Origin of the sequence: Paenibacillus sp. Leaf72, from assembly GCF_001422685.1 — a bacterium.
In the GTDB taxonomy this organism is placed as follows: Bacteria; Bacillota; Bacilli; order Paenibacillales; family Paenibacillaceae; genus Pristimantibacillus.
In genome coordinates this window covers 420145-433434 of sequence record NZ_LMLV01000001.1, presented here as the reverse complement: position 1 = coordinate 433434, position 13290 = coordinate 420145, and the positions used below count along the sequence as shown (strand labels likewise).

The 13290-nt window shown below is 50.5% G+C and carries 17 protein-coding genes; 15 read left to right on the top strand and 2 right to left on the bottom strand.

Going from position 1 to position 13290, the window contains the following annotated elements:
• Window positions 1-91 precede the first annotated feature (91 nt).
• A complete protein-coding gene (mciZ, locus tag ASF12_RS33410; protein ID WP_081418565.1) occupies window positions 92-235 on the bottom strand; it encodes a Z-ring formation inhibitor MciZ in 144 nt (47 codons plus the stop codon).
• A gap of 112 nt (window positions 236-347) precedes the next feature.
• Between mciZ and ASF12_RS01925 the strand changes: the two genes are divergently transcribed.
• The 3 genes from ASF12_RS01925 to fur all read left to right on the top strand — a co-directional run bounded on the left by ASF12_RS01925 (window position 348) and on the right by fur (window position 2219).
• Window positions 348-911, top strand: coding sequence for an NUDIX domain-containing protein (locus tag ASF12_RS01925; protein WP_056028929.1), 564 nt, complete (start codon window positions 348-350; stop codon window positions 909-911).
• 90 nt (window positions 912-1001) lie between these two features.
• Window positions 1002-1646 carry a stage II sporulation protein M gene (gene spoIIM / locus ASF12_RS01920; protein WP_056028927.1) on the top strand — a complete coding sequence of 215 codons (645 nt, stop codon included), beginning with the start codon at window positions 1002-1004 and terminating at the stop codon, window positions 1644-1646.
• Between the two features lie 105 nt (window positions 1647-1751).
• Entirely contained in the window at window positions 1752-2219 is a 468-nt protein-coding gene (gene fur, locus ASF12_RS01915; protein WP_056028925.1) for a ferric iron uptake transcriptional regulator, read from the top strand.
• A 96-nt stretch (window positions 2220-2315) separates the two neighbouring features.
• Here fur and ASF12_RS01910 read toward each other — a convergent pair whose 3' ends face one another.
• Window positions 2316-3476: a S8 family peptidase gene (locus ASF12_RS01910; protein ID WP_056028923.1), complete on the bottom strand. Its 1161-nt coding sequence runs from the start codon at window positions 3474-3476 to the stop codon at window positions 2316-2318.
• A gap of 192 nt (window positions 3477-3668) precedes the next feature.
• Here ASF12_RS01910 and ald point away from each other — a divergent pair, with 192 nt between their 5' ends.
• The 12 genes from ald (at window position 3669) to ASF12_RS01855 (ending at window position 13267) form a co-directional block, all read left to right on the top strand.
• Entirely contained in the window at window positions 3669-4784 is a 1116-nt protein-coding gene (gene ald / locus ASF12_RS01905; RefSeq protein WP_056028921.1) for an alanine dehydrogenase, read from the top strand.
• Window positions 4785-4864: 80 nt separating this feature from the next.
• Window positions 4865-5098, top strand: a complete 234-nt coding sequence (locus ASF12_RS01900; RefSeq protein WP_056028919.1) for a DUF4227 family protein — start codon at window positions 4865-4867, stop codon at window positions 5096-5098.
• Between the two features lie 107 nt (window positions 5099-5205).
• Window positions 5206-6096, top strand: a complete 891-nt coding sequence (gene xerD / locus ASF12_RS01895; RefSeq protein ID WP_056028917.1) for a site-specific tyrosine recombinase XerD — start codon at window positions 5206-5208, stop codon at window positions 6094-6096.
• A 135-nt stretch (window positions 6097-6231) separates the two neighbouring features.
• On the top strand, window positions 6232-7416 hold the full coding sequence (deoB, locus tag ASF12_RS01890) for a phosphopentomutase (protein WP_056028915.1): 1185 nt from the start codon (window positions 6232-6234) through the stop codon (window positions 7414-7416).
• A gap of 105 nt (window positions 7417-7521) precedes the next feature.
• Complete coding sequence (locus ASF12_RS01885) at window positions 7522-8346, top strand: purine-nucleoside phosphorylase (protein WP_056028913.1); 825 nt, start codon at window positions 7522-7524, stop codon at window positions 8344-8346.
• A 165-nt stretch (window positions 8347-8511) separates the two neighbouring features.
• On the top strand, window positions 8512-8682 hold the full coding sequence (locus tag ASF12_RS33405) for an aspartyl-phosphate phosphatase Spo0E family protein (RefSeq protein ID WP_081418563.1): 171 nt from the start codon (window positions 8512-8514) through the stop codon (window positions 8680-8682).
• 414 nt (window positions 8683-9096) lie between these two features.
• A complete protein-coding gene (locus ASF12_RS01880) occupies window positions 9097-10311 on the top strand; it encodes a D-alanyl-D-alanine carboxypeptidase family protein (protein WP_056028911.1) in 1215 nt (404 codons plus the stop codon).
• A gap of 199 nt (window positions 10312-10510) precedes the next feature.
• On the top strand, window positions 10511-10864 hold the full coding sequence (spoIIAA, locus tag ASF12_RS01875) for an anti-sigma F factor antagonist (protein WP_056028909.1): 354 nt from the start codon (window positions 10511-10513) through the stop codon (window positions 10862-10864).
• A 14-nt stretch (window positions 10865-10878) separates the two neighbouring features.
• Window positions 10879-11307: an anti-sigma F factor gene (gene spoIIAB, locus ASF12_RS01870; protein ID WP_056032668.1), complete on the top strand. Its 429-nt coding sequence runs from the start codon at window positions 10879-10881 to the stop codon at window positions 11305-11307.
• 19 nt (window positions 11308-11326) lie between these two features.
• Window positions 11327-12082, top strand: a complete 756-nt coding sequence (gene sigF / locus ASF12_RS01865) for an RNA polymerase sporulation sigma factor SigF (RefSeq protein WP_046231980.1) — start codon at window positions 11327-11329, stop codon at window positions 12080-12082.
• Between the two features lie 113 nt (window positions 12083-12195).
• Window positions 12196-12846 (top strand): stage V sporulation protein AA, encoded by a 651-nt coding sequence (locus ASF12_RS01860; RefSeq protein ID WP_155972713.1) that lies wholly within the window; start codon window positions 12196-12198, stop codon window positions 12844-12846.
• Window positions 12839-13267: a stage V sporulation protein AB gene (locus ASF12_RS01855; RefSeq protein WP_056028907.1), complete on the top strand. Its 429-nt coding sequence runs from the start codon at window positions 12839-12841 to the stop codon at window positions 13265-13267. The genes ASF12_RS01860 and ASF12_RS01855 overlap by 8 nt, the downstream gene beginning before the upstream one ends.
• Window positions 13268-13290: the final 23 nt, after the last annotated feature.

Genomic DNA, 13290 nt, shown 5'->3' with positions numbered 1-13290 from the left:
TCAGGAAAAGAGCATTTTCCCGGGCGTATCGCTTGTTTTCCATGTATTTAGGCGGCAGTCTGCTGGCGCTTTTATGATTCAGAACCCATTATTATGAGCTAGTTCGCGTCAAAAAGCTTGCTAACGGTTCAGAAGCTCCGCTTGCTGCCTTGCAGGACATGAGGCGCAGTTGATGGCGAATTTCCCATCCTTTGCCGACAAGGCGAAGATGGCTGACGCTTGTATAGGTTTTCATCGTTACCTAAGCTCCTTCACTATCAAAAATATTTGGATAAGGATAGGTATGCGGATATCGGACAAGTTATGCACGTTACTTTATTCTTACACGCAAAGGGGAATATTCATTCATGAATGAGGAAATTAATCGCTGGAAAGAAGAAACAACCCATACCGAACCGATTTTTTCTGGCAAAATCATTTCGCTGCAGGTAGATACGGTCGCCTTGCCGGATGGCAGTACGGCGACTAGGGAAATCGTCAAGCATCCGGGCGCTGCGGCCGTCATCGCTCTATTAAATGGCAAGCTGCTCGTCGTTGAGCAATACCGCAAGCCGCTGGAGAAATTTCAGATTGAGCTGCCGGCAGGCAAGCTGGATGCTGGTGAGGATCCACTCGAGGCGGCGAGGCGCGAGCTGGAAGAGGAGACGGGCTACAAAGCGGATACGCTGCAGCTTGTTAGCGCTTTTTATACGTCGCCGGGCTTTGCGGATGAGAAGCTGTATGTTTATTTCACGGATCAGGTCGTTTCTGGCAAGCAGCAGACGGATGAGGATGAGTTTCTGGAAGTGATGGCGATTACGCTTGAGGAAGCAGAAGCCTATATCTCCGAAGGCCGCATCAGTGATGCCAAGACGATTATGGCTGTCTACGTATGGAAGCTGTATTTGCTGACAGGCAAGCTGCCCATTTAGAAAGAGGAAGCGTATAAGCTCCTTCTCTCCCGTCATAGGTGTGCTTAAAGGAACATACACTTTATCACATGGGACAAGAGGGGGAAGGCTATGCGTTCGCGAATGGGGAAGGGGCCCGCAGGGAGGCAGCTGACGCTGTATGTGTTTGTGGGCGTGCTGTTTGTCGTGGGCGTCATTTTTGGCGGGTTGATGGTAAATGCGCTCACCTTTGAGCAGCAGCAGGATTTGGCTTCGGATATGAGCCAGTATGTACAGCTTATGCATGGCGGGGCGGTTGCGGATAGCGCGGCTACGTTTTGGGAGCGCGTTTTTTTTCATGGAAAATGGCTGCTGGTGCTGTGGTTCCTTGGCATTACCGTTGTCGGCATACCGCTGGTGCTGGCTATGGATTTTCTAAAAGGCGTGCTTGTCGGCTTTGCGCTCGGTACGCTCATTACACAATATTCATGGAAGGGCGTGCTGTTTTCGCTCGTCTCGATTGCGCCGCCTAATTTAATTATTGTGCCGGCCATTTTGATGGCGAGCGCTTCGGCGCTGTCTTTTTCGTTGTATGTGGTGAAAAATAGGCTGATGCGGCAAAACGGCACACTTGCCCCGCAAATGCTGAGCTTTACGACGACAGCGATGCTGATGCTGATGGTTTTAATCGGAGCCGCTTTGCTTGAAGCTTACGTCTCTCCACTGTTAATGAGCTGGGCAGCACCGATTTTAGACGCTTCCGCCGCGGCAATCTGATGCCCAATCCACGCCAAAATGTTTGACTTTCACAAGGGTTTGACTCTATAATGAAAGCAAACGTTTTCTGATGTTGGCGCAGACATGTGTGGTAGGGGGGAAATCATGGAAGCCCGGATTGATAAGATTAAACAACAGTTGCAGTCGCAGGGCTACAAATTAACCCCGCAGCGTGAAGCAACAGTACGTGTATTGCTTGAGAATGAGGAAGATCACTTGAGCGCGGAAGATGTGTTCATGCTTGTGAAGGACAAGGCGCCAGAAATTGGCCTTGCAACAGTGTATCGGACACTTGAGCTATTAAGCGAAATGCATGTAGTGGAGAAGCTTAATTTTGGCGACGGGGTTGCCAGATACGATCTGAGAACGGACAGCAGCAAGCACCATCATCATCATCTTATTTGTGTGCAATGCGGATCGATGGATGAGATTAAGGACGATTGGCTGCTGCCACTTGAGGAACGATTGGAAGAGGAATATGGTTTTTCGGTTCTCGACCATCGATTGGACTTCCAGGGCATTTGTCGTAAATGCAATGAGAAGAATGCGAATGCGAAAAAAGACGAATCATAAACGGCTTTGCTGCCCAGTGTTTCTGGACGGCGAAGCCGTTTTGGCGTTACATATGAGGAAAGACGTTCGGGTTGGAGTATAGCGTGGCCCGCTGGATCAGGAGCTTACATTGCGAATGCGCCCGAGCCGCAGCAGGCCGGAGCCTTGCGCAGTGGGCAAATAGCCTTTTAACGGTACAGACCACTTGCGAAGAACAGTCGATACACGGGCGGAGCTTAGCTTTGGCCTTACGGACAGCAATAAAGCAGCACCGCCAGCCACATGGGGAGACGACATGCTCGTTCCTGACATGATGGCATATTTGCCATTCAGCCAAGTAGAGATGATTTCTGTTCCCGGCGCGGCAACATCAATGCCCATTCCTCGATTGCTGTAATCGGCGATCTGGTTGAGCCGATTGGTAGCAGCGACAGCGATCGTCTCCGGAAAGGAAGCTGGCTCGTCGATCGTCGTCGTATTTGGCCCCTCATTGCCAGCTGAGGCAGTAATGACGATGCCCTGCTTCGCTGCCCGCTTGATCGCTTGGCGCAGCAAATCGCTGTGCTGGCCGCTGACGATGCCAAAGCTCATATTAATGACATTCATTTTGTTGCGAATGCACCATTCAATGGCATCTACAATGTCGGACACGTAGCCTGAACCGTAAAGGTCCAATGCCTTCACGGCATACAGCTTAATATTGGGAGCTACGCCATACAGTCCTGTTAAGCCTCTGCCTGCCGCAATGCCGGCAACATGAGTGCCATGGCCATTGTCATCGTAATAGCTTGTGCCACCCATCGTATTGACACCGCCCGATATGCGCAGATCGGGATGCTTGGCAATGCCGGTATCAATAATGGCAAGCTTGACAGGTCTGCCAAGTGTGCGCTTCCAAGCAAGCGGCGCCTGTACTCTTTTAATATTCCAAGGCACCTTATTGGCGTCTACAGTCGTTTTTATAATGGGGAGATTTGGCTTTATGGTGCGGGTTGCCATTTGGGGAGCGGTATCATGCTTGCGGATTTTAACATCCCGCTCCATTAGCTTAACCTCAGGATGCCGGATAATATGTTTCCACGAGCTGCGCCGGTCAAGCAGAAAACCGATCATTTTGCAGCCAGGCATCGTTTTGAATGGATGAATGCCGCGCGATTCGAGCAGGCGCAAGCAGCGTTTATAGGAGCTGTGCGTAGTAAAGCTGATGAGCTGGCGTTCTGTATGTTTAGAAGGTTTATAGGCAGAACAGGAAGCGATCAGGTTATCTAATCGAGGCATGATGGGCTCCTCCTCCATTTATTAGGCAGACATGAGACTACTTGTGTAGTGTATGGAGGAGGGCGAGGTGTGGACTGGGTATTCGTCCCCAAGTACATATTTTTTGCAGCAGATGGAAATTGTATCGCTTAGGACAAGCCTTTGACGTACAATATGGCTATATCCCCATTATTTTCTTTAGGAGGTTTTTTCATGATCATTGGCGTTCCCAAAGAAATAAAAACGAGTGAATACCGGGTAGCATTGACGCCAGCAGGCGTCACCATGCTTAAAGCAGCGGGACATCAAGTGCTAGTACAGACAGGGGCAGGAGATGGCAGCGGCTTTCAAGACGGCGATTATGCAAGCGAGGGTGCCGTAATCGTAGACTCGGCTGCTGGAGTATGGGAACGCGCAGAAATGATTATGAAAGTAAAGGAGCCTCTCCCAGAGGAATATGGATTTTTCCGCAAAGGGCAGCTTTTGTTCACCTATTTGCATCTTGCGGCTGCGCCGGAGCTGGCGAAAGCTTTAATGGACAGCGAGGTTACTGCTATAGCCTATGAAACGATTCAGCTTCAAAATGGCAGTCTGCCGCTGCTGACGCCAATGAGCGAGGTTGCAGGACGTATGGCAGTACAAGTTGGCGCCCAGTTTCTGGAGGCGTTTAACGGCGGCAGAGGTGTCCTCCTGGGCGGTGTGCCTGGGGTAGCACCGGGGGAGGTCGTCATTATCGGGGGCGGCATCGTCGGTACGAATGCCGCGAAGGTTGCGCTTGGCATGGGAGCAACCGTCGTGCTGCTTGAGCGCAGTCTTGATCGAATGCGTTACTTGGATGATATATTTGGCGGCCGCATTCAGACCGTAATGTCGAGCACGTATCATATTGCCGAGGCGGTGGCGAAGGCGGATTTGCTTATTGGCGCTGTGCTGATTCCGGGGGCGAAGGCGCCTCATCTGGTGACGGAGGAAATGGTCAAAACGATGAAAAAAGGCGCAGTCATCGTCGATGTCGCCGTTGACCAGGGCGGCTCCATTGCAACGGTTGACCGGGCTACTACGCATAAGGACCCAGTTTACGTCAAACATGGCGTCATCCATTATGCGGTAGCGAACATTCCGGGTGCTGTGCCGCGCACCTCGACCTTTGCGCTGACGAATGTCACCATGCCTTACGCGCTGCTGCTCGCAAATGACGGGCTGGCGGCGATAAAGCTCAGCGAGCCTCTGCAGAAAGGCGTCAATACGCATAGCGGCAAATTAACCTATGAGCAGGTGGCGGCGGCACTGGAACTGCCATTTACACCGATTCAAACACTGCTTGCTTGAGCATATAAGCCCCTCTCTCATCATATGGTAAAATGGGCGGGACAAACCTGCTCGCATATATAGAGAGGGGCGAGAGGCTAATGGTATTGTCTGCGCGCAAATGGTTCAGCCGCTTCGTATTTATGCTGCTGTTCATCGGTTTGTTCATCGTCGCCACTGGCGGCTATGATTGGCTCGTTGATGTCGTGTCGCCAAGCAATCCTTATGAAGTTCCGCAAGGCGAGGCCGTTAAGGCCATTTGGCATAGTACATATGAGTGGGATAATGGTAATATAGCGGATAGGCTGCGCTTTTTCTATTGGTACGGCGAATAGCTGGGCAGGATAAAAAGCTCGCCAAGCAGGATTTATGATCCTTGGTGTGGAAATACCGAAGTACGCTTTAATGGCGTGCAAAGGCTGGAAGCATGAAAGGAAACAGGATGAAATCTTTGGTGAACTCATTTATTCGTTTTTTAAGCGTGGAACGCTCCTTGTCGAAAAATACATTGGAGTCGTACGGGCGGGATTTGCTGTTTCTACTGGATTATATGGAAAGCCAGAATATCGAGTCAGCATCGGCTGTGCAAAAGCATCATTTGGCGCATTATTTGCTGCAATTAAAGGAGGATGGGCGCAAGCCGTCTACTTTATCGCGGCACATCGTGTCGATACGCGCTTTCTTTCATTATTTGCTGGTTGAAGGTTTCATTGATCGCGACCCTTCCATCTATATTGAATCGCCGAAGCAGGAAACGAAGCCGCCGCAAATTTTATCGATGGAGCATACAAGTCTGCTGCTGGATACGCCGCAATGCGTGACGACTGCAGGAAAGCGGGACAAGGCGATGCTGGAGCTGCTGTATGCGACTGGCATGCGCGTGTCGGAGCTGATTTCGCTGGATGTGCCAAGCGTCAACCAACAGCTCGGCTTTATTCAGTGTGTAGGCAGCAACCGGAAGGAGCGTATTGTTCCATTTGGAAGAAAAGCTGCAGAAGCGCTGGAAGATTATTTGGAGCATGGGCGAGTCGGGCTGCAGCGGCACGGCAAGCAGGAGGACGCGCTCTTTTTGAACCATTTGGGGACGCGGATGACGCGGCAGGGCTTCTGGAAGACGGTCAAAAAGTATGCAAAAGAGGCCGGCATTGAAGCGGATATTACGCCGCATACGCTGCGCCATTCGTTCGCTGCCCATTTGCTCGAGAACGGTGCTGATGTGCGTACCGTACAAGCGCTGCTGGGCCACGCCGACGTTGCTACAACCCAGAAATATTCCAAGCTGACAAAGGTGAAAATGAAAGACGTATACAACAGCGCGCATCCACGCGCTTGAAAGATAGCGAAGTCAGCGGCTGCATAAGACTAGGTCAGGCAGCGCGGATGCGCACCGAATGTTGGTGGAAAGTCAAACCTTTCACATAAGCACATTGTTTTTCACCAGATATAATACCAGAAAGGTTGGGACTACATGAGTAAATTTGATCGTATTGCCGTTATTGTGCTCGATAGCGTTGGAATTGGCGAACAGCCGGATGCGGAGGCGTTCGGCGACGTTGGCTCGCATACGCTTGGGCATATCGTAGAAAGAGTAAAGGGGACAAGCCTGCCAAATTTGCGCCAGCTTGGCCTTGACCGTATTGCGCCGCTCGGCGATTGGAAGCCGGCAGAGGGACAGTCTGGCGCTTACTATGGAAAAATGCAGGAGGTATCGGTTGGCAAAGATACGATGACCGGGCATTGGGAGCTGATGGGGCTGAAGCTGACGGACCCTTTTCAGACGTTTCCAGGCGGGTTCCCGGATGAGCTGATCGCTTTATTCGAGGAGCGCACAGGACGCAAGGTCATCGGCAATAAGCCGGCAAGCGGTACGGAAATTTTGGACGAGCTGGGCGCTGAGCAAATGGAGACGGGAGCATGGATCGTCTACACTTCTGCTGACAGCGTTTTTCAAATTGCAGCGCATGAAGGCATCATCCCGCTAGACGAACTATACCGCGCTTGCGAAATTGCGCGTGAGCTGACGATGGATGAGCGATATACGGTAGGGCGGGTTATCGCCAGACCCTATGAAGGGGAGCCGGGCGCGTTCAAGCGTACGCCTAATCGCCATGATTATGCAGTCAAGCCGCCGGAGCCTACGGTGCTTAATGCCCTGCAAGATGGCGGACTCGACACGATTTCCATCGGGAAAATCAATGATATTTTTGATGGAGAGGGCATTAATGCTTCTACGCCCACGAAGAGCAACGCTGATGGCATCGCCCGTACGATAGCTGCTTTGAAGGAGCCTTTTAAGGGCTTGCTGTTTACGAATCTCGTTGATTTTGATTCCTTGTACGGACATCGCAGAGACCCAGAAGGCTATGCCGCCGCACTAGAAGAGTTTGACCGCGCTTTGCCTGAGCTTACGCAAACGATTGGACCGCGCGATTTGCTAGTCATTACCGCAGATCACGGCAATGATCCCGTTCATCCGGGTACGGACCATACGCGGGAATATGTGCCGCTGCTGCTTTATAGCCCAGCATTCAAGCAGCCTGGACAGCTAGCGTCGCGAGCAACCTTCTCCGATTTAGGAGCGACGATTGCCGACAACTTTAACGTAAAGACTCCGCCAAACGGCACAAGCTTTCTCGAATTGCTTGAAGCTTAATTGAATTATCTAAATTAAATAACGAACGAATGAATGAATCAACTAATGATTGAATGAACGAATGAACTAAAGAATTAATGAACTAACGACTTGGAGGCTATAACTATGAACGTAATTACAGCAGCACAAATTAAAGAAGCGGCATCCTACATTGCCGGACGTACGAACTTGTTACCAGAGGTTGGCCTGATTATGGGCTCCGGTCTTGGTGTTTTAGGCGATCATTTGGAAAATCCAGTGACGATTGCGTACCACGATATTCCGCATTTCCCGGTATCCACAGTGGAAGGACATGCAGGAGAGCTGCTTATTGGTACCTTGTCCGGCCGGCCGGTACTATTGATGCGCGGCCGCTTTCATATGTATGAAGGCTACGGCCCGGAGCTGACGGCATTTCCGGTTCGCGTAATGAAGGCGCTTGGCGTATCAACGCTGCTTGTGACGAATGCGGCTGGCGGCGTCAACCTTGCGTTTGAATCCGGCAACCTGATGCTGATTTCTGACCACCTGAACATGACAGGCAAAAACCCGCTCATCGGCCCTAATGATAACGAGCTGGGCGTTCGTTTCCCTGATATGTCGGAGGCTTACAGCAAACGTCTGCGCGGTATTGCCCGTGAACTTGCGGCAAGCCAAGGGCTTGCACTAGCTGAGGGAGTATACGCTGGACTGCTCGGACCAACGTATGAAACGCCTGCGGAAATTCGCATGCTGCGCGTTTTGGGGGCAGATGCTGTCGGAATGTCGACCGTTGCGGAAGTGATTACCGCAAGACATGCGGGAATTGAAGTTCTTGGCATTTCTTGTATTACGAATATGGCTGCGGGGATTTTGGATCAACCGCTTAACCACGCAGAGGTTATGGAGACGGCAGAGCGCGTGAAATCTCAATTTTTAGACCTTGTAAAAGGTTTGGTTCCGCTCATTTAAAGAACAGTTTACAGCTTAAGTAGTTTAAATAAACTGGAAATTGGTGTTATTTTGTCCGCAAACTTGTAACACAATTGTAACAATTGGCTCGACTCATTGTGACAGTATTTTAAAACGCCATCGTCGTATAATGTCCGTAATTATAGAAAAATGGAGTGGAGTTAAATGGACAAGCAATTGCTCTTGGAGATGGAGAAGTTGCGCGATAAAATGGTTGAGACGGCGCTTATCAAACAAACTTTTCTTCACCGAGAGGTACTGCGGCTAAGCCAATCGCTAGACGTTTTAATCGTGCGTGCGCAGGAAGAGCGACGGACCGTTTCCAGCCATAAATAAACAGAGCAAGTGGCATGAAACATAGGTTGAGATCTGCCATATGATGCTTAGCGAAGGCGACTGTCGCAATAAAAAGGGGTAATTAGATTTAATTAGCAGGTAATGACGTAAAAAAATTCAAAAACCGTTCTTGCAGGAAGCGAAAGCTTCTGCGAGGGCGGTTTTTTTTACGAATATAAGCATTTTGGAATAATTTACATAAAAACAGGCGACACTGTGGAAGACAAGCGTAAACGGCTGAAGCCGTCCTTTGGCGGCAAAGCTTCCGTTTCGCGGGTGAAATATAAGCTCTTTTATAAGTGTAAAACTTATAAATTCTTATATTTAAATATAGCCGAATTGCGGCGAATTCCCGTGAACCGAACATTTTGCGGAGTACGGGCATGCCGCAGCTTCATAGGAGGGAATCTGTTCTTGAAAAAACTACGGAATAAACTGTGCTTATGCATCCTTGCGCTAGCTGTCTCTTTGCCAACCGCTGTATTCGCGGCAGAAGCGGCTGAGACACCGCTCTTCCCATCGCTGCCAGCAGCGGAGCAGTCCGGAAGCGCGGAGCCTCATTTGGCGCCATCGGCCCGTTCTGCCATTCTTATGGATGCGGACAGTGGAACGATTATTTACGAGAAAAACAGCCATGATCAGCTGCCTCCGGCAAGCATCACCAAAATTATGACGATGCTGCTTATTATGGAGGCGCTGGCTGACGGCAAGCTCAAGCTGACCGACAAGGTGCAGACGAGCGAATATGCGTCTTCCATGGGCGGCTCGCAAATTTTTCTGGAGCCCGGCGAGGAAATGACCGTTGACGACATGATTAAAGGAATTGCTCTAGCCTCTGGCAATGATGCTTCTGTTGCGATGGCAGAGAAGCTTGGAGGCACCGAGGAGCAATTTGTGGCGATGATGAATGAGAAAGCGAAGCAGCTCGGGCTGAAGGAAACCCATTTTGCCAATTGCAACGGCTTGCCTTCAAAGGACCATTATTCGTCGGCCCATGACATTGCGGTTATGTCGCGTGAGCTGCTCAAGCATACGAATATTACGAAATACACGGGAATGTATCAGGATTATTTGCGTAAAACGTCAGAGAAGCCATTCTGGCTCGTCAACACAAATAAGCTTGTGCGGTTCTATAGCGGTGCAGACGGCCTGAAAACCGGATTTACGAATGAAGCTAAGTTTTGCTTGTCGGCCACGGCAAGACGGGATGGGCTTCGCATCATTGCAGTCGTAATGGGCGAGCCGAATACGAAGACACGCAATACGGAAGTGTCGCAAATGTTTGATTATGCGTTTGCCCAATATATGACGCATCCGATTATTAAAGAGGGCGATGCCATGGGCAAGGTGCATGTGGAGAAGGGCGTGGTGTCCGAGCTTGAACTGGTCGCTCCCCATGCATACAGCGTGCTGCTCAAAAAAGGGGCAAACACGAGCGATATCCGCTATGAGCTGAAAATCGACGGCTCGCTTAAAGCGCCTGTTGCGATTGGTGCGCCGATCGGCAAGCTTCTCGTCTATCAGGGAGACAAGCTGCTGAAGGAATTCCCCGTTGATGCGCCGCAGACGATTGAACGGGCTGGCTGGTGGAAAATGCTGAAGCGCTCGTTTGGCGGATTGTTCGCTTAAACCGGATTAAATCGGATTGAACAGGGTTTATCTGGATTCATTCCGTGCGTTTTGCCAGAAAATAGCGAGCTTAAGCTGCATATTTTGTCACCTCTTAGGGCTCTGCTTCTAGTTTTGTCGCCGTGCAGGAAACGCATGCCCCGCTGGAGAAATGCTAGTTCTATCCAAATGCACAGCTTAAAGGAGATGAACAGCAATTATGAATTTGCAAGCTGAACTGGAGCATTATCGCAATGTGCTTATTGTACGTCTGCGCGGAGAGCTGGATCATCATACAGCCGACGTCGTCAAGGTCAAGATGGAGGATGCGATTTTACGAGGAAGCAGCGACCACATCATTCTCAGCTTGAAGGATTTGCAATTCATGGACAGCTCGGGGCTAGGCGTCATTCTGGGCAGGTATAAGCAGGTGAAGGCAAGAGGCGGGAAAATGGTTGTCTGCGCCGTTAGTCCAAGCGTTCACCGGCTTTTTGAAATGTCGGGCTTGTTTAAAATTTTGGAAATTCATGATAATGAACGGATGGCGATTTCAAGTCTGGAGGTGGTATCGTGAAGCGAAGCAATGAAATGACATTAACCTTCAGCGCCCGCTCAGAGAACGAGGCTTTTGCCCGCGTAGCGGTGTCAGCCTTCGTCTCCCAGCTCGATCCGACGCTTGGGGAGCTGAATGATTTAAAGACAGCAATCTCGGAAGCGGTAACCAATGCGATTATTCACGGCTATGATAGCGACGCAGCCGGCAAAGTGACGATAGAGGGTTATATTGAAGGAGAAACGATCTCCTTGACGGTTATTGACCATGGACGCGGTATTGAAGATTTGGACTTGGCTCGCCAGCCGCTTTACACTTCCAAGCCGGAGCTTGAGCGCTCGGGCATGGGTTTTACGATCATGGAAAATTTTATGGACCGATTCGAGGTTGTCAGCGAGCTTGGCGGCGGTACGCGCGTCAGCATGCTGAAACGAATTGAATCGAAAAAAGCGCTATACAACTAGCGCATAGGGGTTGAACCTCATGGATTCCGGGTTGAAACAAACGGCTCAGCCGTATTTGGATGATGCGGAAGTAAAGCGGCTTATTGCGTTAAGCCAGTCTGGCGACACGTTGGCAAGGGACACGCTTGTAGGATGCAATATTCGTTTGGTATGGTCAGTAGTTCAACGTTTCATCAACCGGGGCTATGAGCCTGACGATCTGTTTCAGATCGGCTGTATTGGTCTGCTCAAATCGGTTGACAAATTCGACCTTTCCTATGATGTTAAATTTTCCACCTATGCCGTGCCGATGATTATCGGTGAAATCCAGCGGTTTTTGCGAGATGACGGTACGCTTAAGGTCAGCCGCTCGCTCAAGGAAACGGCGAATAAGGTGCGCAAAATGAAAGACGAGCTTTCCAAGGTGCTGGGACGGCTGCCGACTATTAGTGAAGTAGCGGAACGGCTGGGCATTACGCCGGAGGATGTCGTATTTGCGCAGGAAGCGAATAAGCCGCCAACCTCGATTCATGAGACGGTATTTGAAAATGACGGCGATCCCATTACGCTGATGGATCAAATTGCTGATGATTCGCAGGAGCGCTGGTTCGACAAGCTTGCGCTTACCGAGGCTATCGAAGGCCTTAGCGAGCGGGAACGGCTCATCGTGTATTTGCGTTATTACCGGGACAAGACGCAATCAGAAGTAGCGAGTCGTCTAGGCATTTCACAAGTACAGGTGTCGCGTCTGGAGAAAAAAATATTGCAGTCCATCAAAGATCAAATCGCCTTGTAGGCGGTTTGATCTTTTTTTCTTGTTTTTACCTGCTGCAGCGTGACTATCTTATTCCTGTTTTTCTCATACTAAAAGGGAAACGAACCCAAGTACAGATAAAGGACTGATGACGGATGGATACGATGCAGCGGCAGCCTCTCTATTTGCGCTTGCGCAAGCGGATTGGAATACGCCCCGGGAAAGAAGTGACGCTCGGGCAGGCGGCGAGGCTGCTTGGCGAGTCCGAAGAGCAGGAACGCCGCTTGGGCCAGCTCGTTCTATATCGTCACAGCAAGCCAGACGGCAACCGCGTCGTCATCGATTTGCTGCAAATCGTCAGCCGGCTGCGGGAGCTTGAGCCAGGCTTGTCTATTGAAGCCTATGGCGATCCGCAGGTGTTGGTCATGATTGCGGACAAGCCGCCCAAGCCGCGGATTCCGCTGCTTATTTTTTCGTGGCTGCTGCTGTTTTTTGGCGCGGGTCTGGCAATTATGAACTTCCATACCGACGTCAGCATGAAGGAGGTCCATATTCGGATCGTCGAGCTGATTACCGGAGAGCATAACGAGCATCCGCTGTGGTTTCAAATTCCATATTCCTTCGGCATAGGGCTGGGCATGGTGCTGTTTTTCAACCATCTGTTCCGAAAAAGGTTCAATGAAGAGCCGAATCCGCTTGAGGTAGAGCTGTTCACCTACCAGGAAAATGTGAACGCCTACGTCATCGCCGACGAGATGCGTAAAAAAAATGATCGCCAAACCGCTCGGAGTGAGGACGATGCTTGATTGGCCGATTCATGCATTTATTGTCATGCTGGGCTTATCGGGAGGACTTGCAGTAGGCAGCGGACTGGTGGCGCTGCTAACGGTGCTGGATCTTATTCCGCGGCTTGCGCAGATCGCTTATGCCTATAGCCTGTCCATTTGGTTTGAGACGGCCGTTATAAGCGGGGCGGTCTATTGGACATTCGCAGATTTTTTCGATTGGAAGCTTTCGCTTGCAGGCATTACATCACAAATGGCTGCCGGGCTGCTGAACGGCATTTTCGTCGGCTTGCTTGCGGCGGCGCTTACGGAGGTGCTGAACGTCTTCCCCATCCTCGCCAAACGCATCCATTTGTCGGACTATTTAGTTGGCCTTGTGATGGCGATGGTGCTTGGCAAAACATTGGGATCGCTGCTGGACTGGCTTTGGTATCAATGGTAGGAAAATGGCAGAGAAATAAGATG